Source organism: Caulobacter zeae (assembly GCF_002858925.1).
Taxonomy (GTDB): domain Bacteria; phylum Pseudomonadota; class Alphaproteobacteria; order Caulobacterales; family Caulobacteraceae; genus Caulobacter; species Caulobacter zeae.
Map to the genome: position 1 here is coordinate 21,663 of NZ_PJRS01000022.1, position 20,682 is coordinate 42,344.

Consider the following 20,682-nt stretch of genomic DNA (forward strand, 5'->3'; position numbering starts at 1 on the left):
AGGTTCCTTTCTCAGTAGAGGGCGGGGTCGGTCTTAAGGGCGGCGCTGCTCGTGCGGCCCCACAGCACCCGGTAGACGAAGGCCGTGTAGGCCAGCACCACCGGCATCAGCACCACCACCACGACCAGCATGATGAACAGGGTCGTGTGGCTGGACGAGGCGTTCCACACCAGGAAGCTGGAATGGGCGTCGACCGTGCTGGGCAGGATGAACGGGAACATCGACAGGCCGCTGGTGGCGATGATGCCCGCGGCCGAGGCTGAGGAGCCGCCGAAGGCCAGGCCTTCCTGCCGCTTCCACAGGCCGAAGGTCGCAAAGGCGGCCCCGACGAAGCCCAGCACCGGAGCGATGGTCATCCACGGATAGCGGCCGAAGTTGTCGAACCAGGCGCCCGGCGCGGCGACGACCGTGGCCCGCAGCGGATTGGACGGACCGGCCGGATCGACCACCCCCTCGACCCGGAAGCCCAGGCGCATGGCCAGCAGGCCGCCCAGGGCGAACAGCACGATGCTGGCGATCCCGGCGACCAGGCCGAACTTGCGGGCGCGGTCGACGATCGGGCCCTTCTCGGCCTTCACCGCCAGCCAGGCCGAGCCGTGCAGCACCAGCATCGCGGTCGACAGCAGGCCGCAGACCAGGGTGAAGGGCGTGAACAGTTCGAAGAAGTGGCCGTGGTAGGTGCTGCGCAGGTCGCTGTCGAGGTGGACCGGCACGCCTTGCAGAACGTTGCCGACGGCGACGCCGAACACCAGGGCCGGCACGAAGCTGCCGACGAACAGCGACCAGTCCCAGAACGAGCGCCACTTGGCCTCCGGCCGCTTGGACCGATACTTGAAGCCCACCGGCCGCATGATCATCGCCGACAGCACCAGGAACATGGCCAGGTAGAAGCCAGAGAAGCTGGCGCCGTACACCATCGGCCAGGCCGCGAAGATCGCCGCCCCGCCGGTGATGAACCACACCTGGTTGCCTTCCCAGGTCGAGCCGATGGTGTTGATCACCGTGCGCCGCTCGTCGTCGTTGCGGCCGATGAAGGGCAGCAGGGCGCCGACGCCCATGTCGAAGCCGTCGGTCAGGGCAAAGCCGATCAGCAGCACGCCCAGGAGGCCCCACCAGATCAGGCGGAGGGTCGGGTAGTCGAGGGGGAGTTCCATCTAGCTGTCTCCTTTAGGCGACGGCTTCGGCGACGACAGGCGCGCCGGATTCCGGGGGGAAGGCGTCCTGTTCGGCGAACGGGCCCTTCTTGATGGTCTTCAGGATCAGCCCGACCTCGACCACCGCCAGGGCGCCATAGAGCAGGGTGAAGCCGACGATGCTGGCGATCAGCTGGGGAACGCTGAGGCTAGAGGGCGCCAGGAAGGTGGGCAGGACCCCTTCCACGGCCCAGGGCTGACGCCCGACCTCGGCCAGCACCCAGCCCAGCTCCGTGGCGATCCAGGGCAGCGGGATGGCCAGCACCGCCAGGCGCAGGAACCACTTGGTCTCGTGCCTGCGCAGGGTGACCAGCACGAAGGCGGTGGCGAAGAGGGCGATCATCAGGAGGCCTGTGCCGGCCATGATGCGGAAGGCCCAGAACATCACCGGTACGTTGGGCACGGTGTCCCAGGCGGTCTTGGCGATCAGCTCCTTGGAGGCCGTGCGCGGGTCCTCGACGTGGCGCTTGAGCAGCAGGGCGTAGCCCAGGTCGCGGCGGTTCGCCTCGAAGACGCCCCGGGCGGCCAGGTCCTGCGGATTGGCCTTCAGCTTCTCCAGCGCGTCATAGGCGACGACGCCGCGCTCGATGCGATCCTCGGCCGTGGCCACCAGTTCGAAGATGCCTTCGACCGGCTTGTCGACGCTGCGGGTGGCGATCAGGCCCAGCACGTAGGGGATCTTGATCTCGGCGTGGGTCTTGCGATCGGCCAGGCTGGGGATGCCGATGGCGGTCAGGCCGGCCGGCGCGGGCTCGGTCTCCCACATGGCTTCCAGGGCCGCCAGCTTCATCTTCTGGTTGTCGGTGAGGGCGTAGCCGCTCTCGTCGCCCAGGACGACGACCGACAGGGCGGAAGCCAGGCCGAAGGCGGCCGCGACGGTCATCGAGCGCTTGGCCACGCCCGTCCACCGGCCCTTGAGCAGGTAGAAGGCCGAAACGCCGAGCACGAAGACGGCGGCGATGGTGTAGCCGGCGCTGACCGTGTGCACGAACTTGGCCTGGGCCACCGGGTTGAAGATCACCGCCTTGAAGTCGGTCACCTCCATCCGCATCGTGTCGGGGTTGAAGGCCGCGCCCACCGGGTTCTGCATCCAGCCGTTGGCGACCAGGATCCACAGGGCCGACAGGTTGGTGCCCAGCGCCACCAGGAAGGTGACGAGCAGGTGGGTCACCGGCTTCAGCTTGTCCCAGCCGAAGAACATCAGGCCCACGAAGGTGGCTTCCAGGAAGAAGGCCATCAGGCCCTCGATGGCCAGCGGGGCGCCGAAGATGTCGCCCACATAATGCGAGTAGTACGACCAGTTCATGCCGAACTGGAATTCCATGGTGAGGCCCGTGGCCACGCCCAGGACGAAGTTGATGCCGAACAGCGCGCCCCAGAACTTGGTAACCGTGCGCCAGATCGGGCGCTTGGTCATGACGTAGACCGCCTCCATGATGAACAGCATGAAGGACAGCCCCAGCGTCAGGGGCACGAAGAGGAAGTGGTACAGGGCCGTGAGGGCGAACTGCAGGCGGGATAAATCGACGACGGCGGGATCCATGCGTAGCTCCGGTGTCGGACGGCGATCGGTCGCGCCGCACGAGCATCTCGCCTTAGGCGTGTTTCCGATAGGGGTCTTTGATGCGGATCAAGGCCTTTGCACGATGGAGCGCTAAAGCCTGGCCATGACCGTTCGGACCCCCGTCGAGACCGAGATCCTCACGCTCGCGCGCCCGTGGCTGCGAAGCTTGAACAGGACAACCTCCGCGTTCAGCCGCGCCGCGGCCGCCTGGCGGCTGGCCGACGTGGCCGGGGCGGCCGGCTTCGCCGCCGGCCTGGCCTTCGGGATCGACGCCCTGACCCGAAGCCTGGCCGAAGCCCTGCCCTTCCTGGCCCTGGCCCTGGTCTCCGCCCTGGCGCGCGGCTTCCTGGCGGCCAAGGCGGCCCGCGCCGGGGCCGAGGCGGCCGCCCGGGCCAAGGCCCACGCCCGCCGCCAGGCCGCCGCATCGCTGCTGGCCCCCGGCGCGCCGCGCGGCGGGGCGGCCGTCACGGCAGTGATGGACGGCGTCGAGGCGCTGGACGGGCACTTCTCGCGCTTCGCCCCGGCCCGCAGCGCCTCGGCCGTCGCGCCGCTGCTGCTGATCGGCCTGACCGCCATCGCCAGCCCGGTCTGCGCGGGGATCCAGCTCTTCACCCTGGCGCCGTTCATCGCCGCCATGGCCCTGGCCGGCATGGCCGCCGCCGACGCCTCGCGCCGGCAGTTCCTGGCCCTGGAGCGGCTGTCGACCCTGTTCCTCGACCGCGTGCGGACCCTGCCGGTGGTGCTGGCCTTCCAGGCCGAGAGCCGGGTCACGGCGGGCCTGGCGCAGGCCGCCCACGACCTTTCCAGGCGCACCCAGGCGGTGCTGCGGGTGGCCTTCTTCTCGTCGGCGGCGCTGGAGTTCTTCGCCGCCCTGTCGGTGGCGCTGGCGGCGGTCTATTGCGGCTTCAACCTGCTGCGCCTGCTGCCCTTCCCCGTGCCCGAAACCCTGGACCTGAAGCGGGCCTTCTTCGCCCTGGCCCTGGCGCCGGAGGTCTACGCCCCGATGCGCCGGCTGGCCGCCGCCTATCACGACCGCCAGGCCGCCGAGACGGCCGCCCTGACCCTGGCCCGCCTGCCCGTCCCCGCCCCGGCCGCCGCGCCGCTCGCCATGCCGGGCGCGCCGGAGATCCGCTTCGAGGGCGTGGGCGTGACCTATCCGGGCGGCGGGGCGGCGGTGTTCAACGGCCTGGGCCTCGTCGCCCCGGCCGGAAAGATCACCGCCCTGCTCGGCCCCAGCGGCTGCGGCAAGACCACCCTGCTGAACCTGCTGACCGGCCTTGCCCCGCTGAGCGCCGGCGAAGTGCGCGTGGGCGAGGCCAGGCTCTCCGAGGCCGGCGCCTTCGCCGCCGACCTGGCCTGGGCCGGACAGTCGCCCCTGCTGCTGGCCGGAACCCTGGCCGACAACCTGGCCCTGGCGCGCCCCGACGCCTCGCGCGACGACCTGAAAGCCGCCGCCCGCCGCGCGGGCCTGTCGGACCTGCTCGACCGCCGCGGCGGTCTCGATGCGCCCCTGGACGAACGCGGCGGCGGCCTGTCGGGCGGCGAGCGCCGGCGCTTGGGGATAGCCCGAGCCCTGCTGAAACCCGCGCCGATCCTTCTGCTGGACGAGCCGACGGCCGATCTCGACGCCCAGGCCGAGGCGGCGATGATCGCCGCCATACGGCTGGCCGCCGCCGGCCGCACGACCCTGATCGCCACCCATTCCGAGGCCCTGGCGGCCGTCGCCGACCAGGTGGTGCGCCTGTGAGCAAGAGCCCGCTTTCCAAGCTCGTCGCCGAGCAGCGTCGCCGCCAGGCCGCTCCCCTGATCACCGCCGCGATCGCCGCCGCCGTGGTCGGGGCCGGCTCCACCGCCCTCCTGGGCCTGTCGGGTTGGTTCATCACTGGCGCGGCCCTGGCCGGCGTCGCGGGCCTGGCTGCCGCCCAGGCGTTCAACGTGCTGCTGCCCAGCGCCACGATCCGCCTGCTGGCCATCCTGCGCACCGTCGCCCGCTACGGCGAGCGCCTGCAAGGCCACGCCGCCGCGCTGGACGCCCTGGCCGCCATCCGCCCCCGCCTGTTCGCCGCCCTGGCCGCCGCCCCGCCGCGCGAGGCCCTGGCGATCTCGCGCGGGGAAGCCGCCGCTCGCCTGGTGCAGGATGTCGACGCCGTCGAGACCCGCTTCGTGCGCCTGTCCGCGCCGTGGGGCGCCGGCGCGGGGATCGGCATGGCCGTGGCCCTGGCGGCCCTGGCCGGGATCGGACCGGCCTTGGCCATACTGGTCGCCGTCGCCGCTCACCTCGTCCTCGCCCGCATCCTGACCCGACGGCTCAGCGCCCCGGCCGGGGCGGCGATCCAGGCGGCGGCGGGGGAACTGAAAGAAGCCCTGGCCGCCTTCGCCGCCGCCGCGCCGGAACTGAGGGTCTATGGCGCGGAGGGACCCGCCCTCGACCGCATCGCCGTGCTCGGCGGCCGACTGGACGCCCTGAAGGTCCGCGCCGCCCGGGCCCAAGGGATCCTCGGCCTGTCGGAAGGGGCGCTGACAGGCCTGGCCGTCGCCGCCGTGCTGGCCCTGGCCGCCCCGGCCTCGGCCCCGCTGGCGGCCCTGGCCGCGCTGGCGGCCGTCATGGCCATCGAGGCCGCCGCCCCGATCGCGCGCGCCTTCGAGCAGGACGGCGGGGCCGAGGCGGCCGGCGAGCGGCTGGACGCCCTGCTGCGCCATACGCCCCAGGAGGCGCCGCCGGCCAAGGCCGGCCGCCCCGCCCTGCGCCTGCAAGGCCTGGATCTGCCCCCCGGCGCGCGCCTGGCCCTCACCGGCCCCACCGGCTGCGGCAAGACCACCCGGCTGGAACAGCTGGTCGGCCTGCGCTCGGCCCCCACCGGCGCCTTCGCCCTGGACGGCCAGGATGGGGCAAGCCTGCCGCCCGCCGCCCTGCGCCCAGCCTTCGCCTATGCGCCGCAGGACGCCGCCCTGCTGGCCGGCACGGTGCGCGAGAACCTGAAGCTGGCCGCGCCGGCGGCCACCGACGAAGCCTTGTGGGACGCCCTCGACGACGCCGTCCTGGCCGACCGGGTCCGCGCCCTGCCCCAGGGCCTGGACGCCTGGGTGGGCGAGGCGGGCGAGCGGCTGTCGGGCGGCGAGCGCCGGCGCCTGTCGCTGGCCCGCGCCCTGCTGCGCGACGCCCCCTGGCTGTTGCTCGACGAGCCGACCGAGGGCCTCGACGCGGCCACCGAGGCCCAGGTGATCGCGCGGCTGGACGCCCGCCTGCGCCGGACCGGGCAAGGCCTGGTGCTGGTCAGCCACCGGAAGGCTCCGCTGGCGCTCTGCGAACGGACACTGGCGGCGGAAACGGTGTCGCGCCCCGCCGGGTCGGTTATAAGCCGGCCCATGACCGAACCGGCGAAGCCTTGAGGCCCATGGCCGCTCCCCCGCGTGCTCCCGGCCCGCTGCACAGCGAGCTGCGCCCCGGCGTGTTCCTGGCCTCAGCGACGATGATCGCCGCCTGCGCCCTGCTGTTCTTCGCCCTGCCCAGCCGCTACCCCGCCCCGGCCGCCTTCCTGCTGTTCGTGCCGGCGGTGCTGGTCAGCGCCGCGCTCGGCGGCCTGGCGCCCGGCCTGATCTCGACGGTCGCGGCCTCGGCCATCGTCTGGTTCCTGACCTTCTCGCCGCATCCGGATCAGGCGACGGCGGTGTCGAGCATCGTGTTCCTGATGATCGGGGTGGGCATGTCGATCGGCGGCGGCTGGTTCCATGCCGCCCGCCATCGCACCGTGGCCATGACCAGCCACCTGCGCTCGATCCTCGACACCGTGCCCGACGCGGTGGTCGTCATCGATCCGCGCGGGATCATGACCTCGTTCAGCCCGGCCGCCGAGCGCCTGTTCGGCTGGACCGCCGCCGAAACCGTGGGGCGGAACGTCAGCATGCTGATGCCCGAGCCGCACCAGAGCGCCCATGACGACTATCTGTCGCGCTACGAACAGACCGGCGAGAAGCGGGTGATCGGCGTCGGCCGCGTCGTCACCGGCCTGCGCCGCGACGGCACGACCTTCCCCATGGAGCTGGCCGTCGGCGAGACCAAGGGCCCGACCCGCGCCTATACCGGCTTCATCCGCGACCTGACCGAGCGCCACGCCACCGAGGCCCGCCTGCAGGAGCTGCAGGGCGAGCTGGTCCACGTCTCGCGCCTGACCGCGATGGGCGAGATGGCCACCACCCTGGCCCACGAGTTGAACCAGCCGCTGTCGGCCATCGCCAACCTGCTGACCGGCTCGCGCCGGCTGATGGACCGCGGCCGTCCCGAGGACCAGGCCAAGGTCCGCGACGCCATCGACCGCGCCTCCGACCAGGCGCTGCGGGCCGGCGACGTGATCCACCGCATGCGCGAGTTCGTGCGCCGCGGCGCCACCGAGCGCGATGTCGAGAGCCTGTCGGAACTGGTCGACGACGCCCGCGCCCTGGCCCTGATCGGCGTGCGCGAGGGCCAGGCCGAGGTTCGCATCGCCCTGGACGAGGCCTGCGACGCCGTCTTCGCCGACCGGGTGCAGATCCAGCAGGTGCTGGTCAACCTGATCCGCAACGCCCTCGAGGCCATGGACGGCCAGGCCGTGCGACGCCTCACCGTCGCCAGCCGCCGGCTGGAGGACGGCAAGGTCGAGGTGTCGGTGGCCGACACCGGCGCCGGGGTCGACGACGAGTTCCGCGAGCGCCTGTTCCAGCCGTTCATGACCACCAAGGCCGAGGGCATGGGGGTGGGCCTGTCGATCTCGCGTTCGATCATCGAGGCCCACGGCGGCCGCATCTGGGCCGACGCCAATCCGGGCGGCGGCACGGTGTTCCGCTTCACCCTGCCGCCCGCCCCAACCCCGACCAAGACCCGCACGCCCGCAGCCGACCAGGAGACGATTTGATGAGCGACGCCGTTGTGCACGTGGTCGACGACGACGCCGACGCCCGCGACTCCCTGGCCTTCCTGCTGGAGACGGCCGATTTCCGCGTGCGCACCTACGCCAGCGCCCTGGCCTTCCTGTCGGACCTCTCCGAGGTCGAGCCCGGCTGCGTGATCACCGACGTGCGCATGCCCGGCATGACCGGCCAGGAGCTGGTGCGCCGCCTGAAGGCCGAGGGCTCGGCCCTGCCGGTGGTGATGATCACCGGCCACGGCGACATCCCCATGGCCGTCGAGGCCATGCACGACGGCGTCGTCGACTTCATCGAAAAGCCGTTCTCCGAAGCGCGAATCCTGGCGGCTCTCGAACGCGCACTGGCCGCCGCGCCCCAGCCTGCGGTCAGCAACGACCAGGCCCAGGTGCTGGCCCGGATGGAGACCCTGTCCGAGCGCGAGCGCCAGGTGCTGGACGGCGTCGTGGCCGGCCACCCCAACAAGATCATCGCCCGCGACCTGGGCATCAGCCCGCGCACGGTCGAGATCTACCGCGCCAAGCTGATGAGCAAGATGCACGCCGACAACCTGGCGGCCCTGGTGCGGATGACGCTATCGGTGCGGAACTGAAGACCCTCTCCCCGAAGGGGGAGGGTCGAGCCTACGCCCCGACCGCCTTCCTCACCTGTACGCTCAGCGCATCCGTGATCAGCGGCTTGTGGGCGACGCCGGCCCAGAGGGCGTCGGTGACGGTCAGGTCGACGGGACCTTCGGCCACCAGCACGGCGGGGGTGCGCACGCCCTTGCCGCGCAGCGAGGCCAGGGCCAGCAGGTCGACGTCCAGCACCAGGCAGTCGGCGGCGATCAGTTCGGCCAGCGGGACCTCGGCCACCCCGGCGAAGGCGCGCGGCCAGTAACCCTCGGTCTCCAGGGCGAAGGCCAGGGCCTCGCGCAGGGCCTCGTCGGGCTCGACGATGATCACCAGCGGGCGAGCGGGCGAAGGGGCGCACATGGCGCCATTCAAGCCGGTGTCGGTCCAGCGCGCCTTGATACGGCGCAAATCGAGCAGGTCGGCGATCATGCGGTCGTCAGGGTCATCCAGACCGACGCCTTCTCGCCCGGGGCCAGGGCGACGATGCCGGTCTCGCCTTCACCGAACGGGTCGGGACGGCTGGAGGTCGGCTCGACGCAGACGAAGTCGGCGCCCGGCGGCGAATAGACATGGGCCCAGCGGCAGTTGTCCGAGGCCTCGATGATCGTCGAGGTTCCTTCCGGGGCAGACAGCACGGCCTTGCCGCCAAAACCCGTCCAGCAGTTGTCGATCAGGCTGTCTGCGGCGGTCGGCGCGCCCGCGGTCCAGTCGCGCATCCACGGTCCCTGGTGGTGGACGGTCGGCAGGACGTCGGCGTCGACCATCCAGACGCCGTCGACGTCCATCTTCAGCGCCTCGCCCGGGCGAGCGGCGAAATAGGGATGCAGGCCAAGGCCGGCCGGCATGGTCTCGGCGCCCGTATTGGTCACCGACAGCTCGATGCGCAGGCCTTCGTCGGACAGCACCAGGATCTGCTCGGCGCGGTAGGCCCAGGGCCAGTCGGACGGGGCGTGGTCGTAGGTCAGCACGGCGCGGGTGTCGGACAGGCCCGTCACGGTCCAGGCCCCGCGCCAGCCCTGGCCATGCAGCGGATGCGGATGGCCGCCGAGGTTCGGGGCCAGCGCCACCTCGCGCCCCTGGAAGGCGAAGCGGCCATTGGGGATGCGGTTGCAGAACGGCACGAGCGGGAAGCAGCCGACGTTGAGGGCGTCGGTCGCGCCTTCCGGCGTTGGGCGCAGCACGTCGCGGCCGTCGAACACGAAGCGACCGATCGAACCGCCCACCTCGGGCAGCAGTTCGACGCGGGCGCGGGCGGTCGCCAGGACGGGACGGGTCATGCGGAACTCCTGGTAGCGCTAACGCACGCTACGTCGCGCGTCGTATGCCAGCTTGGCCCCACAGGGGCAATGAACATGGCCGTCAATAGCCGGCGTAGCGGCCCGGCTTGTGGTTGGCGATGATGACGATGCTCAGCGCCACGGCCGACAGGACCGACAGCAGCAGCTTGTCGAGGCTGACAACCATGAAGGCCGCCCCCACCACCAGGACGTCGGTCCCCATCTGCACCTTGCCGGCGCTGATCCCGTGCTTTTCCTGCAACCACAGGCCCAGCACGCCAATGCCGCCGACCGAGGCGCGGTGGCGCGCCAGGGCGAGAATGCCCATGCCGATGATGGTGCCCCCGAACACCGCCGCGAAGATCGGGTCCACGCCCTTCAGCTTCAGCCAGTGCGGCAGGGCCAGGGTCAGGCTGGTCAGGGCCACGTTCACCGCCAGGGTCTTGAACGCGAAGGTCCAGCCCAGGGCCCGCTGGGCGAAGATGTAGAACGGCAGGTTCAGCACGAAGAACACCACCCCTACCGGCCAGCCGCCGAGATAGGAGACGATCAGGGCGATCCCGGCGATGCCGCCGGTCACGAGGCCGGCGGTCTTCAGCAGGGTCAGGCCCACGGCGATGAAGCTCGTGCCGATCAGCAGCGCATGGACATCTTCGATGATCGTGTGGCGCGTGGCGGGCATGGGCGAAATGGAGGCGGCGGCGGCGTTCAAGGGCGTCGAATCGTCGTCTGGAGGGATGGGAAACGGCCGCCCGTCCCGATCACGTTCCCGCCCTGTCGCCCCTTCCGCCGCCGATCCTCGGCCGCGTGGAACGTTCTTGTCGCGCCAGACGCTTGATAGCGTCCGTGTCTAGCGTCATATATCATCTCAACGCGACGCCCCATGGGCGCCGCGCGAAATCCTCTACAACAATTCCGGAGCCGCCCCTATTCGCCGTCCCATGCAAGCGCCGCCCGTCAAGGATGGACCGCGTATCAATGATGAAATCCGCGTCCCCCGCGTGCTGCTGATCGACCAGAACGGCGAGAAGCAGGGCGAGATGCCGACCGCCTCCGCCATGGAAGCGGCCGAAGAAGCTGGCCTGGACCTGGTTGAAATCGTTCCGAACGCGAACCCGCCTGTCTGCAAGATCTTGGACTACGGCAAGTTCAAGTTCCAGGAGCAGAAGAAGAAGAACGAGGCCCGCAAGCGTCAGAAGGTCGTCGAGCTCAAGGAAATCAAGCTCCGTCCGAACATCGACAAGCACGACTATGACGTTAAGGCCAAGTCGATGTTCCGCTTCTTCGAGGAAGGCGACAAGGTGAAGGTCACCCTGCGCTTCCGCGGTCGCGAAATGGCGCACCCGGAACTCGGCATGAAGCTGCTGCAGCAGGTCAAGGCCGACTTCGACGAAGTCGCCAAGGTCGAATACGAGCCTCGCATGGAAGGCCGCCAGATGATCATGATCCTGGCGCCCCGCTAAGCTTAGGCCCTATCTTCGAAGACGCCCCGGCCTCGCCGGGGCGTTTTTCGTTTCTGGTTCGCCCCGATGTCACAGCCCGCCGCCAAGCAAGCTCCCCTCTCCCTCGACCCCGGTCTGACGCCCAAGGCCTGGCGCGGGGCCTTCTCCGCCAACGGCCGGCTGCACTTGCCAGGGTTCCTGACGGCCGACTCGGCTTCGCGCCTGCACGCCGCCCTGGCCATCGACACGCCCTGGAGCGGCGTGGTCGGCGTGGGGACCAAGCTCTGGAACCTGCCGCTGAACGGCCCCGGCGCCCTGTCGGCGGCCGACGACGCCGCCCTCGACCGCCAGGTGGCCGAGGAGACCCGCGCCGGCTTCGGCTTTCGATTCGACAATTTCCGGGTCAGCGACGAGGTCGAGGCCGGCAGGCGCGAGGGCCGACTGCTGGAAGCCGCCTACGACCTGATCAACGGCGAGGCCTTCCTCGGCTTCGTGCGCGACCTGACGGGCGATGATCGCCCCGAATACTGCGACTGCCAGGCGACGCGCTATCGACCCGGCCACTTCCTGACCGAGCACGACGACCACGCCGACGGCAAGAACCGGCTCTATGCCTACGTCCTGAACCTGACGCCGCAGTGGCGCGGCGACTGGGGCGGCCTGCTGCTGTTTCTCGACGGCGACGGCCACGTGGCCGAGGGCTACACGCCCAGCTTCAACGCCCTGAACATTTTCCGCGTGCCGCAGAAGCACGCCGTCAGCTACGTCACGCCGCAGGCGGCCGGGCCGCGCCTGTCGCTGACCGGCTGGATCCGTACGCGCGGCTGATCAGCGCGCCGCCCGCGCGGTCTTGGGCGGGGTCGGGTTGTGTCGTCGCCAGACGCGGCGCAGTTGGCGGGTCGAGGCGAAGCCGGCCCGCTCGGCGACGCTTTCCATGTCCAGCCGGGTCGCCGACAGCATCTCGCTGGCCAGGGCCAGCCGCAGGCGGTTGACGTAGTCGGTCAGGTTCATGCCGGCATGGGCGTTGAACAGCCGCGACAGGTGGCGCGGACTGGCGGCCGCCAGATCGGCCAGCATCTCCAGGCTCCAGTCGCGGGTCGGGTCGGCGGCGACGGCGTCCTGCACGCGGTGGACGGCCGGGTGTACGTGGTTGCGCCCCTCCAGCCAGGGCGACAGCTGCGGATCGGCGGGCCCGCGCCGCAGATAGACCACCATCTGGCGGGCGATCGACACCGCCAGGGCCGGCCCGCGCAGCCGCGCGACCAGATGCAGCATCATATCGACGCCCGAGGTGACGCCGGCGCTGGTCAGCCGCTCGCCGTCCTCGACGAACAGCCTGTCCTCCAGCACCCGGGCGCTGGGCGCCAGGCGCGTCAGGTCCTCGATGCAGACATGGTGGGTGGTGCAAGCCTTGCCGGCCAGCAGTCCCGCCCGCGCGGCCAGCAGCGCGCCCGAGCAGATGCAGGCCAGGGTCACGCCCGGTCGCACCACCCGGGCCAGCCAGCCGACGATGGCGTCCTCGTCGGCGGCGTCCTGGTCCGTCGGGCCGGGACCGCCCAGCACCTGGTCGACATTGCCCGAGACCACGACCATCGCTCCATCGGGCAAGACCTCCGGGAGCGGCGCCAGGCCGGCCAGCGCCAGGCCGACCGAGCTGTCGATCGTCGACCTGGCGGCGACATAGCGGACGGAGAAGCCCGGCGCGCCAGGCTCCATCGCCGCCCGCCGCAGCACCTCCATGGGTCCGGCCACGTCGAGCAGCAGGGTGCGCGGCGGCAGGACGACATAGACGGGGATGACGGCGGGCGACGGGTCGGTCATGCGGCCTCGAGAGCCTCCTCCACGGTGGCGATGCGGGCGAAGCGCTCGTGCAGCACCAGTTCGGTGCGGGCCTTGATCTCGTCGACGGTAAAGACCCGGCCATGGCGGTCGGTCATGTCGAAGGTCAGGGTGGCCTCGGTGACGTAGTCGACGGCGAAGCCCAGATCCGAGGCGTGACGGGTGGTGGTCTCGCAGCACTGCTCGGTGCGGATGCCGCTGACGATGACCCGGCCGATACGGTTCTGGATCAGCCAGACCAGCAGGCCCGTGCCGACCAGGGCGCTGTGGCTGGGCTTGTGGAAGGTGACGTCGGGCGCCAGCGACAGCCCCTCGACCGTGCGTACGTGACCCGAGGCCAGGCTGAAGATCCCCTCGGCCTCGACGTGCAGGATCTGCACGACCGGCAGGCCCTTGGCCTTGGCCCCATCGATCAGCGCCTGCTGGCGCTCGAGGTAGGCGCCGGCGATCGCGGGGTCCCACGAAGCCCTCTGGCGAAAGGAGTCCTGGGCGTCGACGACGATCAGGGCGGTGGCGGCGGACATATTCGGTAGCTCCGTGGCGATGAAGATGCCGCAGGCTAGGCCTCGGGTTCAAGCGGGATAAGCGAGGCGACGGACGAAGAACGGACAGAAAAAGACATTCATGGTTCAATGCGCTGAAGGCCTTGCCCAGCCCCGAATTCGCAATCACCCCGCCTCATCCCCATATGATGCGCGTGAAGCCCGCCCTGGACTTTGCCTTCGGCAGGAGCTTCCCCCCTTGAGACATCCCTTTCGCGCGCCGGAGTACCGCGCGCTCGCCGCCACGGCCCTGGAGGCCGCCGGCGCAAGTTCGCTGCCCCACGTCCAGGCCAAGCACGAACAGGCCGCCCGCACGTGGAGCGAACTGGCCGACGCCGAGGACGCCCGCATGGCGGCCCGGGCCCAAACGCCGCCGTCGGGCGTTTAGGGACGCCGCCCTCACGCTGTCCTCCTTTGGAACCCGCGCCATGCGTCTCTCTATCGACTGTCGCCTGCGCTACGACGTGCGCGCGCCCACGAGCTTCATCCTGGCGATCCAGGCCGCCGACGGCGCCGATCAGGACGTTCACGACGAGACCATCCTGCTGCCCCCGGGGATCACGGCGGATTTCTTCGTCGACGCCTTCGCGGGCAATCGCTTCATCCGCTTCCTGGCCCAGCCCGGACCGCTCGACATCGGCTATGTCGCCGAGGTCGAGCGGCGCTCGGTCGTCGACCAGCGCGACTTCATCGGCGGCGAGGTGGTCAACGACCTGCCGCTCACGGTGCTGCCCTATCTCAATCCCAGCCGCTACTGCCCGTCCGATCGCCTGACCGCCTTCGCACGCCAGACCTTCGGGACCCGCCCCCAGGGCCTGGGCCAGGCGCAGGCGATCACCGACTGGATCGCCGCCTCGATCGCCTATGAGGCCGGAACCAGCAGCGGCGCCACCAGCGCCCTCGACACCCTGGTCGATCGCGTCGGCGTGTGCCGCGACTTCGCCCACCTGGGCGTGACCCTGTGCCGGGCGCTCGACATGCCCGCGCGCTTCGTTTCCTGCTACGCGCTGGATCTGCGGCCGGCTGACTTCCACGCGGTGTTCCAGGTCTATCTCGGCGGCGCCTGGCGCACCTTCGACCCGACCCGCCGCGCGCCGCTGGCCGGCCTCGTCCCCATCGGCTTTGGCCGCGACGCCGCCGACGTCGCCTTCGCGGCGACTTTCGGCGACGCCCGCTTCGAGGCCAAGTCCATCGCCATCCGGCAGTTGGAAACATCCTCCGCACCCGGAAACTGAAATTTCAGTCGCTTTTTCGGACCATCGGGCGTAGAGGAGCCGCCTTGAAGGTTCCCGTCATGCCCATGCCTGCTGCTCCGGCCACGCCGCCGGCGCCCGTCCACAGTTCCCGCGCCCTCTATGTCCTGCTGCTGGTGGTGTTCATCAACCTGGTCGGGTTCGGCCTGGTGATCCCGCTGCTGCCCTTCTACGCCAAGGCGCTGAACGCCAGCCCCTGGCAGGTGACGGCGCTGTTCTCGGCCTATTCGCTGGGCCAATTCCTGGCCGAGCCGTTCTGGGGACGCCTGTCCGACCGCATCGGCCGCCGGCCGGTGCTGATCGTCACCATCCTGGCCAACACCGCCTCCTACGTGGCCCTGGCCTTCGCCCCGACCATCGCGGCGGCCTTCGTCATCCGCTTCCTCAGCGGCGCGGCCAGCGGCAACATCTCGACGATCCAGGGCTACATGGCCGACGTCACCCCGCCCGAGAAGCGGGCCGCGCGCATGGGCCTGCTGGGCAGCGCCTTCGGGGCCGGCTTCGTGGTCGGCCCGGCCCTGGGCGGCCTGCTGGCCCATCCGGACGCCGGACGGCTGGGCTTCCAGCTGCCGTTGCTGGTGGCCGCGGGCCTGGCCGCCACGGCCGCCCTGGGCGTCTTCCTGTTCGTGGTCGAGAGCCGCGCGCCCCGCAAGGACGCCCCGCCCCCGCCGCCCCGTCGCGAGGCCCTGAAGGCCGCCTTCGCCCATCCGGTGCTGTCGCGGGTGCTGATGGTCACCTTCGTCTCCACCGCCGCCTTCTCGGGCATGGAGGCCACCTTCGGCCTGTGGACCCAGGCGCGGTTCGACTGGACGCCCCAGCAGGTGGGCCTGTGCTTCGCCGTCATCGGCGTGGTCGCCTCGCTGGGCCAGGGCGTGCTGACCGGACGCCTGGCCCGTCGATTCGGCGAGCCCAAGGTGCTGACCGCGGGCCTCTTGATCATCTGCGTCTCGATGGCCTCGACCCCGTTCGTGCCCAGCGCCGCCTACGTGCCGCTGTTCGTGGGCTTCACCGCCTTTGGCCAGTCGCTGGTGTTCCCGTGCATCGCGGCGCTGATCTCGCGCGCCACCCCGCCCGACCAGCAGGGCGCGATGCTGGGCCTCAACATGGCCAGCGGCTCTCTGGCGCGGATGAGCGGCCCGATGCTGGCCGGTCCGCTGTTCGGCCTGGCCACCGGCGCGCCCTACTGGGTGGGCGCCCTGCTGACGGTCCCGGCCGTCGTGCTGGCGGTGACCGTGGGCCGCCGGGCCAAGGCCGCGCCCTGATCGGACTTAAGAGTCCGTCGGGCCTTGCTTTTCTCCCGGGGCTCCAGTATTCACCCCGCCTTTCCGGAACCGCCTGGCCAATTTGGCATGCCATGGCGGTTCGTCTCGCTATCCAGAGGACGGGGCCGTTAAACGCTCCGACGCGAAATGCCTAAGCTGAAGACGAAGTCGGGCGCCAAAAAGCGCTTCAAGATCACCGCCACGGGCAAGCTGAAGGCCGGCGTCGCCGGCAAGCGCCACCGCCTGATCGGCCACAACGGCAAGTACATCCGCCAAAACCGCGGAACGAAGGTGATGAGCGAGGCTGACGCCAAGACCATCCGTTCGTACCTGCCCTACGGCCTTTAAGAGGAGCGCTGACACATGGCTCGCGTTAAACGTGGCGTCGTCGCCCACGCCAAGCACAAGAAGGTTCTTGAACAGGCGAAGGGCTTCTACGGCCGCCGCAAGAACACCATCCGTACGGCCAAGGCCGCGGTCGACAAGGCCGGTCAGTACGCCTACCGCGACCGCAAGGTGCGCAAGCGCGCCTTCCGTTCGCTGTGGATCCAGCGCATCAACGCCGGCGCCCGCACCGAAGGCTTCACCTACTCGCAATTCATCCACGGCCTGGACGTGGCGGGTATCGTGATCGACCGTAAGGTCCTGGCGGACATCGCCGGCAACGACGCCGTTGCGTTCAAGGCCATCGCCGACAAGGTTCGCGCTGCCCTGGCCTAAGGACATCTGAGCCTCACCGCTCACCTATCCTTTGAAAAGCCCTTCGGCGCGAGCCGGAGGGCTTTTTGCTGTGCGTTATCCGGTTCCACCAAGCGTCAAAACCGCCTAGACGGATGCCCGTCATGACCGATCTCAACACCCTCGAATCCGACGTCCTGGCCCAGGTGGCCGGCGCGGCCGACCTTTCAGCGCTCGACGCCGTCCGCGTGGCGGCCGTCGGCAAGACCGGCTCGATCTCGGGCCTGCTCAAGACCCTGGGCGCGATGAGCCCCGACGAGCGCAAGGAACGCGGCGCGGCGATCAACGCCCTGCGCGACCGCGTGCAGTCGGCCATCACCGAGAAGAAGGCTTCGCTGGAAGCCGCCGAGCTCGACGCGCGCCTCGCCCGCGAGACCCTCGATCTCACCCTGCCCGGCCCCTACCGCCGCAAGGGCTCCGTCCATCCGACCATGCAGGTCATGGACGAGATGGTCTCGATCTTCGCCGACATGGGCTTCGCCGTCGCCGAAGGTCCCGACATCGAGGACGACTTCCACAACTTCACGGCCCTGAACTTCCCCGAGAAGCACCCGGCCCGCGAGATGCACGACACCTTCTTCTTCGAGCCGAAGGAAACGGGCGAACGCATGCTGCTGCGCACGCACACCAGCCCCGTGCAGGTGCGCACCATGGTCTCGCAGAAGCCGCCGATCCGCATCATCGCGCCGGGCCGCACCTATCGCTGCGACAGCGACGCCACCCACACGCCGATGTTCCACCAGGTCGAGGGCCTGGTGATCGACAAGGGCATCCACATGGGCCACCTGAAGTGGACCCTGGAGACCTTCATCGCCCGGTTCTTCGAGACCGACGCGGTGACGACCCAGTTCCGCCCGCACCACTTCCCGTTCACCGAGCCGTCGGCCGAGATGGACGTGCAGTGCGACCGCTCGGGCGGCGAGATCAAGATCGGTCAGGGCTCCAGCTGGCTCGAGATCCTGGGCTGCGGCATGGTCCACCCGAACGTGCTGCGCGCCTGCGGCATCGATCCGGACGAGTACCAGGGCTTCGCCTTCGGCATGGGCGTCGATCGCCTGGGGATGCTGAAGTACGGCATGCCGGACCTGCGCGACATGTTCGCCTCGGACAGCCGCTGGCTGGCTCACTACGGCTTCTCGGGCTTCGCCGCGCCGAACCCGGCCTCGGGGCTGTCGTGATGAACGCCCCGCGTCCGACCATCGACGGTTCGGCCAAGGTCTTCGAGAACCTGGAGATCTCGCTGATCGACCTGTTCCGCGCCCAGCTCCAGGGCGGCGTGAACATGGTCAGCGGCCGCACCTTCAAGAACTGCCGCCTGCACGGGCCGGTGGTGATGCTGGCGCTCGAAGGCGTGACCTTCGACTCGACCAACTTCGGCTTCCACGGCGGAGACATCGCCAACCTCGTGCTGCGCCCCGCCGGTGAAAAGGTCATCGGCGCCCTACCTTTCAAGGATTGCGCCTTCATCGGCTGCCAGTTCTTCGCGGTCGGCTTCACCGGCCCCGAGACCTTCCTGCAGCAGATCCTGGCGTTGGAAACCACGCAATGAAGTTCACCCTTTCCTGGCTCAAGGATCACCTCGACACCGAAGCGACCGCCGCCGAGGTGGTCGCCGCCATGACCATGGCCGGCCTCGAGGTCGAGCACGTCACCGACCCGGCCGCCAAGCTGGCCGCCTTCAGCGTCGCCAAGATCGTGGAGGCCGTTCAGCACCCGAACGCCGACCGCCTGCGCGTCTGCCAGGTCGACACCATCGACGGCCGCAAGGAGATCGTCTGCGGCGCCCCGAACGCCCGCGTCGGCCTGACCACCATCTACGCCCCGATCGGCGCCTACGTGCCCGGCCTGGGCGTCACCCTGGTCGAGAAGCCCGTCCGCGGCGTCGTCTCCAACGGCATGCTGTGCTCGGGTTCGGAACTGGAGGCCGACGACGGTTCGGAAGGCATTCTCGAGCTGTCCAGCGACCTCGCGGTCGGCACGCCCGCCGCCGTGGCGCTGGGCCTGGAAGCCGTTATCGACTTCGAAGTGACCCCCAACCGCCCCGACTGGCTGGGCGTCGCCGGCATCGCCCGCGACCTGGCCGCCGCGGGCCTGGGCAAGCTGAAGGACCTGTCGATCGCCCCGGTCCCGGGGACCTTCCCCTGCCCGATCACGGTCGCGGTGGACGGCGAGGCCTGCCCGGTGTTCTCCGGCCGCCTGATCAAGGGCGTCAAGAACGGCCCCTCGCCCAAGTGGCTGCAGGACCGCCTGAAGGCCATCGGCATCAATCCGAAGTCGGCCCTGGTCGACATCACCAACTACGTCTCCTACGACCGCGCCCGGCCGCTGCACGTCTATGACGCGGCCCTGCTGTCGGGATCGAAGATCGTGGCGCGCTTCGGCCATCACGGCGTCCATGGCGACGAGCACCTGATCGCGCTCGACGGCAAGACCTACGAGCTGACCCCCGCCATGAGCGTCATCGCCGACGCCGAAGGCGAACGTCCGATCGGCATCGGCGGCGTCATGGGCGGCGAAAGCACCGGCTGCTCGGAAGCCACCGTCGACGTGTTCCTGGAAAGCGCCTGGTTCGAGCCGATCCGCATCGCCCAGACCGGCCGCGACACCGGCATCAACAGCGACGCCCAGTACCGCTTCGCCCGCACGGTCGACACCGGCTCGGTGGTTCCGGGCCTGGAGCTGGGCACGAAGCTGATCCTGGAGCTGTGCGGCGGCGAGGCCTCGGACGTGTTCGTGGCCGGCGAGGCTCCGGCCGCGCCGGGTCCGATCCTGTTCGACCCCGCCTATGTGCAGGGCCTGTCGGGCCTGGACATCGCCCCCGAGAAGAGCCTGTCGATCCTGCAGGCCCTGGGCTTCAAGATCGAGCCGCCCAAGGATGTGCCGGTCGCCGAGTTCGCCACCCATGCCGAAAGCGTGGTCTGCGTGACGCCGCCGACCTTCCGTCGCGACGTGCATGGCAAGGCCGACCTCGTCGAAGAAGTGGCCCGCATCGCCGGCTTCGGCGCCCTGCCCTCCACGCCGCTGCCGGAAGTTCCACGCGCCGTCGGCGGGATCCTGACCGCCCGCCAGGCCCGCGCCCGCACCGCCCGTCGCGCCCTGGCCGCGGCCGGCTACGCCGAGGCCGTGACCTGGAGCTTCACCAGCCGCGCCACCGCCCAGCTGTTCGGCGGCGGCGGCGCCGAGCTGGTGCTGGCCAATCCGATCGCCTCGGAACTGGACTGCATGCGCCCCTCGGTGCTGCCCAACCTGATCGAGGCGGCCGGCCGCAACGCCCGCCACGGCTTCGCCGACGTCGCCCTGTTCGAGGTCGGCCCGGTGTTCCTGAGCGACGGTCCCAAGGACCAGCGAACGGTGGTGGCCGGCATCCTGGCCCCGCGCCCGCCGCGCGCCTGGGACAAGCGCCCCGCCGAGGACGTGTTCACGATCAAAACGGACCTGATGAACCTGCTGGAGGAGATCGGCGCGCCGGTGGCCTCGCTGCAGACCGCCCAGGGTTCGGCTTCGGCCTGGTGGCATCCCGGTCGCTCGGCCCGCCTGCAGCTGGGCCCCAAGGCCGTCGTCGCCGAGTTCGGCGAACTGCACCCGGCGGTGCTGAAGGCGCTGGACGTGGCCGGCCCGGTCTACGGTTTCGAGATCGTCCTGGAGGCGATCCCCGAGCCGAAGAAGAAGGCCGTCAAGACCAAGGCGGCGTTCACGCCGTCGGCCCTGATGCCGCTGACCCGCGACTTCGCCTTCGTGGCCGAAAAGGCCAAGGCGGCCGGCGACCTCGTGAAGGCCGCGGCCGGCGCCGACAAGGCCCTGATCGCCTCGGCCCGGGTCTTCGATGTCTACGAGGGCCCCGGCGTGCCGGAAGGCTCCAAGTCGGTGGCCATCGAGGTGCTGGTCCAGCCGCGCGAAGCCACCCTGACCGACGCCGAGATCGAGGCCCTGTCGGCCAAGGTCGTCGCCGCGGTCGAGAAGGCGGGCGGCAAGCTCCGCGCCTAGGCTTGAAGCCACGCGCTTGAACGCCATGTGAGGGGCGAAGGTGATGCTGCGCTGCATCCACCTTCGCCCCTTTCG

At 70.3% G+C, this 20,682-nt stretch carries 21 protein-coding genes; 14 read left to right on the plus strand and 7 right to left on the minus strand.

From position 1 onward, the window contains the following. Positions 1-11: 11 nt before the first annotated feature. Both cydB and SGCZBJ_RS11635 read right to left on the minus strand, forming a co-directional pair. Positions 12-1,154 (minus strand): cytochrome d ubiquinol oxidase subunit II, encoded by a 1,143-nt coding sequence (cydB, locus tag SGCZBJ_RS11630; protein ID WP_101718168.1) that lies wholly within the window; start codon positions 1,152-1,154, stop codon positions 12-14. A 13-nt stretch (positions 1,155-1,167) separates the two neighbouring features. Then, the gene (locus tag SGCZBJ_RS11635) at positions 1,168-2,736 is read right to left on the minus strand and encodes a cytochrome ubiquinol oxidase subunit I (protein WP_101718169.1); all 1,569 of its coding nucleotides are present in this window, start codon (positions 2,734-2,736) and stop codon (positions 1,168-1,170) included. 124 nt (positions 2,737-2,860) lie between these two features. Between SGCZBJ_RS11635 and cydD the strand changes: the two genes are divergently transcribed. From cydD to fixJ, 4 genes are read left to right on the plus strand one after another with little or no spacing between them, the layout of a single operon-like run. Next, positions 2,861-4,504, plus strand: a complete 1,644-nt coding sequence (gene cydD / locus SGCZBJ_RS11640; protein WP_101718170.1) for a thiol reductant ABC exporter subunit CydD — start codon at positions 2,861-2,863, stop codon at positions 4,502-4,504. Then, a complete protein-coding gene (locus SGCZBJ_RS11645) occupies positions 4,501-6,147 on the plus strand; it encodes an amino acid ABC transporter ATP-binding/permease protein (RefSeq protein WP_101718171.1) in 1,647 nt (548 codons plus the stop codon). Before cydD ends, SGCZBJ_RS11645 begins: the two co-directional genes overlap by 4 nt. A gap of 5 nt (positions 6,148-6,152) precedes the next feature. Continuing rightward, complete coding sequence (locus SGCZBJ_RS11650) at positions 6,153-7,646, plus strand: PAS domain S-box protein (RefSeq protein WP_101718172.1); 1,494 nt, start codon at positions 6,153-6,155, stop codon at positions 7,644-7,646. Further along, positions 7,646-8,248, plus strand: coding sequence for a response regulator FixJ (gene fixJ / locus SGCZBJ_RS11655; protein ID WP_101718173.1), 603 nt, complete (start codon positions 7,646-7,648; stop codon positions 8,246-8,248). The genes SGCZBJ_RS11650 and fixJ overlap by 1 nt, the downstream gene beginning before the upstream one ends. Positions 8,249-8,279: 31 nt before the next feature. On the opposite strand, the gene SGCZBJ_RS11660 is transcribed toward fixJ, so the two are convergent. The 3 genes from SGCZBJ_RS11660 to SGCZBJ_RS11670 all read right to left on the minus strand — a co-directional run bounded on the left by SGCZBJ_RS11660 (position 8,280) and on the right by SGCZBJ_RS11670 (position 10,259). Further along, complete coding sequence (locus SGCZBJ_RS11660) at positions 8,280-8,699, minus strand: hypothetical protein (protein ID WP_101718174.1); 420 nt, start codon at positions 8,697-8,699, stop codon at positions 8,280-8,282. Continuing rightward, positions 8,696-9,547 carry an aldose 1-epimerase gene (locus tag SGCZBJ_RS11665; RefSeq protein ID WP_101718175.1) on the minus strand — a complete coding sequence of 284 codons (852 nt, stop codon included), beginning with the start codon at positions 9,545-9,547 and terminating at the stop codon, positions 8,696-8,698. The genes SGCZBJ_RS11660 and SGCZBJ_RS11665 overlap by 4 nt, the downstream gene beginning before the upstream one ends. An 82-nt stretch (positions 9,548-9,629) precedes the next feature. Continuing rightward, positions 9,630-10,259 (minus strand): YitT family protein, encoded by a 630-nt coding sequence (locus SGCZBJ_RS11670; RefSeq protein WP_240621488.1) that lies wholly within the window; start codon positions 10,257-10,259, stop codon positions 9,630-9,632. A gap of 229 nt (positions 10,260-10,488) precedes the next feature. Here SGCZBJ_RS11670 and infC point away from each other — a divergent pair, with 229 nt between their 5' ends. Then, entirely contained in the window at positions 10,489-11,010 is a 522-nt protein-coding gene (gene infC / locus SGCZBJ_RS11675; RefSeq protein ID WP_101715116.1) for a translation initiation factor IF-3, read from the plus strand. Between the two features lie 66 nt (positions 11,011-11,076). Next, positions 11,077-11,817 (plus strand): 2OG-Fe(II) oxygenase, encoded by a 741-nt coding sequence (locus SGCZBJ_RS11680; protein WP_101718176.1) that lies wholly within the window; start codon positions 11,077-11,079, stop codon positions 11,815-11,817. Here the strand turns inward: SGCZBJ_RS11680 and SGCZBJ_RS11685 are convergent, their stop codons facing one another. Together SGCZBJ_RS11685 and SGCZBJ_RS11690 are read right to left on the minus strand one after the other, a co-directional pair. Continuing rightward, positions 11,818-12,810, minus strand: coding sequence for a GlxA family transcriptional regulator (locus tag SGCZBJ_RS11685; protein WP_101718177.1), 993 nt, complete (start codon positions 12,808-12,810; stop codon positions 11,818-11,820). Next, a complete protein-coding gene (locus SGCZBJ_RS11690) occupies positions 12,807-13,352 on the minus strand; it encodes a cysteine hydrolase family protein (RefSeq protein WP_101718178.1) in 546 nt (181 codons plus the stop codon). Before SGCZBJ_RS11690 ends, SGCZBJ_RS11685 begins: the two co-directional genes overlap by 4 nt. 217 nt (positions 13,353-13,569) lie before the next feature. Between SGCZBJ_RS11690 and SGCZBJ_RS11695 the strand changes: the two genes are divergently transcribed. From SGCZBJ_RS11695 to pheT, 8 genes are all read left to right on the plus strand, one after another. Beyond that, complete coding sequence (locus SGCZBJ_RS11695) at positions 13,570-13,758, plus strand: hypothetical protein (protein ID WP_058347695.1); 189 nt, start codon at positions 13,570-13,572, stop codon at positions 13,756-13,758. A gap of 40 nt (positions 13,759-13,798) precedes the next feature. Then, positions 13,799-14,605: a transglutaminase-like domain-containing protein gene (locus SGCZBJ_RS11700; RefSeq protein WP_101718179.1), complete on the plus strand. Its 807-nt coding sequence runs from the start codon at positions 13,799-13,801 to the stop codon at positions 14,603-14,605. A gap of 59 nt (positions 14,606-14,664) precedes the next feature. After that, the gene (locus SGCZBJ_RS11705; RefSeq protein ID WP_338065456.1) at positions 14,665-15,885 is read left to right on the plus strand and encodes an MFS transporter; all 1,221 of its coding nucleotides are present in this window, start codon (positions 14,665-14,667) and stop codon (positions 15,883-15,885) included. A 147-nt stretch (positions 15,886-16,032) separates the two neighbouring features. Further along, entirely contained in the window at positions 16,033-16,233 is a 201-nt protein-coding gene (gene rpmI / locus SGCZBJ_RS11710; protein WP_018061454.1) for a 50S ribosomal protein L35, read from the plus strand. Positions 16,234-16,248: 15 nt separating this feature from the next. After that, a complete protein-coding gene (rplT, locus tag SGCZBJ_RS11715; RefSeq protein WP_101718180.1) occupies positions 16,249-16,605 on the plus strand; it encodes a 50S ribosomal protein L20 in 357 nt (118 codons plus the stop codon). A gap of 122 nt (positions 16,606-16,727) precedes the next feature. Then, positions 16,728-17,801: a phenylalanine--tRNA ligase subunit alpha gene (pheS, locus tag SGCZBJ_RS11720; protein WP_101718479.1), complete on the plus strand. Its 1,074-nt coding sequence runs from the start codon at positions 16,728-16,730 to the stop codon at positions 17,799-17,801. Then, the gene (locus SGCZBJ_RS11725) at positions 17,801-18,172 is read left to right on the plus strand and encodes a hypothetical protein (RefSeq protein WP_101718181.1); all 372 of its coding nucleotides are present in this window, start codon (positions 17,801-17,803) and stop codon (positions 18,170-18,172) included. The genes pheS and SGCZBJ_RS11725 overlap by 1 nt, the downstream gene beginning before the upstream one ends. Next, positions 18,169-20,607, plus strand: a complete 2,439-nt coding sequence (gene pheT / locus SGCZBJ_RS11730) for a phenylalanine--tRNA ligase subunit beta (RefSeq protein ID WP_101718182.1) — start codon at positions 18,169-18,171, stop codon at positions 20,605-20,607. Before SGCZBJ_RS11725 ends, pheT begins: the two co-directional genes overlap by 4 nt. The last annotated feature ends 75 nt before the right edge of the window (positions 20,608-20,682 follow it).

Bases quoted from the DNA above. Each gene is read 5' to 3' on its own strand.
- pheS (WP_101718479.1), top strand. From the start codon at position 16,728: ATGACCGATCTCAACACCCTCGAATCCGACGTCCTGGCCCAGGTGGCC.
- rpmI (WP_018061454.1), top strand. From the start codon at position 16,033: ATGCCTAAGCTGAAGACGAAGTCGGGCGCCAAAAAGCGCTTCAAGATC.
- SGCZBJ_RS11685 (WP_101718177.1), bottom strand. From the start codon at position 12,810: ATGACCGACCCGTCGCCCGCCGTCATCCCCGTCTATGTCGTCCTGCCG.
- SGCZBJ_RS11665 (WP_101718175.1), bottom strand. From the start codon at position 9,547: ATGACCCGTCCCGTCCTGGCGACCGCCCGCGCCCGCGTCGAACTGCTG.
- rplT (WP_101718180.1), top strand. From the start codon at position 16,249: ATGGCTCGCGTTAAACGTGGCGTCGTCGCCCACGCCAAGCACAAGAAG.
- SGCZBJ_RS11650 (WP_101718172.1), top strand. From the start codon at position 6,153: ATGGCCGCTCCCCCGCGTGCTCCCGGCCCGCTGCACAGCGAGCTGCGC.
- pheT (WP_101718182.1), top strand. From the start codon at position 18,169: ATGAAGTTCACCCTTTCCTGGCTCAAGGATCACCTCGACACCGAAGCG.
- SGCZBJ_RS11700 (WP_101718179.1), top strand. From the start codon at position 13,799: ATGCGTCTCTCTATCGACTGTCGCCTGCGCTACGACGTGCGCGCGCCC.
- fixJ (WP_101718173.1), top strand. From the start codon at position 7,646: ATGAGCGACGCCGTTGTGCACGTGGTCGACGACGACGCCGACGCCCGC.
- infC (WP_101715116.1), top strand. From the start codon at position 10,489: ATGCAAGCGCCGCCCGTCAAGGATGGACCGCGTATCAATGATGAAATC.
- SGCZBJ_RS11725 (WP_101718181.1), top strand. From the start codon at position 17,801: ATGAACGCCCCGCGTCCGACCATCGACGGTTCGGCCAAGGTCTTCGAG.
- cydB (WP_101718168.1), bottom strand. From the start codon at position 1,154: ATGGAACTCCCCCTCGACTACCCGACCCTCCGCCTGATCTGGTGGGGC.
- SGCZBJ_RS11680 (WP_101718176.1), top strand. From the start codon at position 11,077: ATGTCACAGCCCGCCGCCAAGCAAGCTCCCCTCTCCCTCGACCCCGGT.
- SGCZBJ_RS11635 (WP_101718169.1), bottom strand. From the start codon at position 2,736: ATGGATCCCGCCGTCGTCGATTTATCCCGCCTGCAGTTCGCCCTCACG.
- cydD (WP_101718170.1), top strand. From the start codon at position 2,861: ATGACCGTTCGGACCCCCGTCGAGACCGAGATCCTCACGCTCGCGCGC.
- SGCZBJ_RS11690 (WP_101718178.1), bottom strand. From the start codon at position 13,352: ATGTCCGCCGCCACCGCCCTGATCGTCGTCGACGCCCAGGACTCCTTT.
- SGCZBJ_RS11705 (WP_338065456.1), top strand. From the start codon at position 14,665: ATGCCCATGCCTGCTGCTCCGGCCACGCCGCCGGCGCCCGTCCACAGT.
- SGCZBJ_RS11660 (WP_101718174.1), bottom strand. From the start codon at position 8,699: ATGATCGCCGACCTGCTCGATTTGCGCCGTATCAAGGCGCGCTGGACC.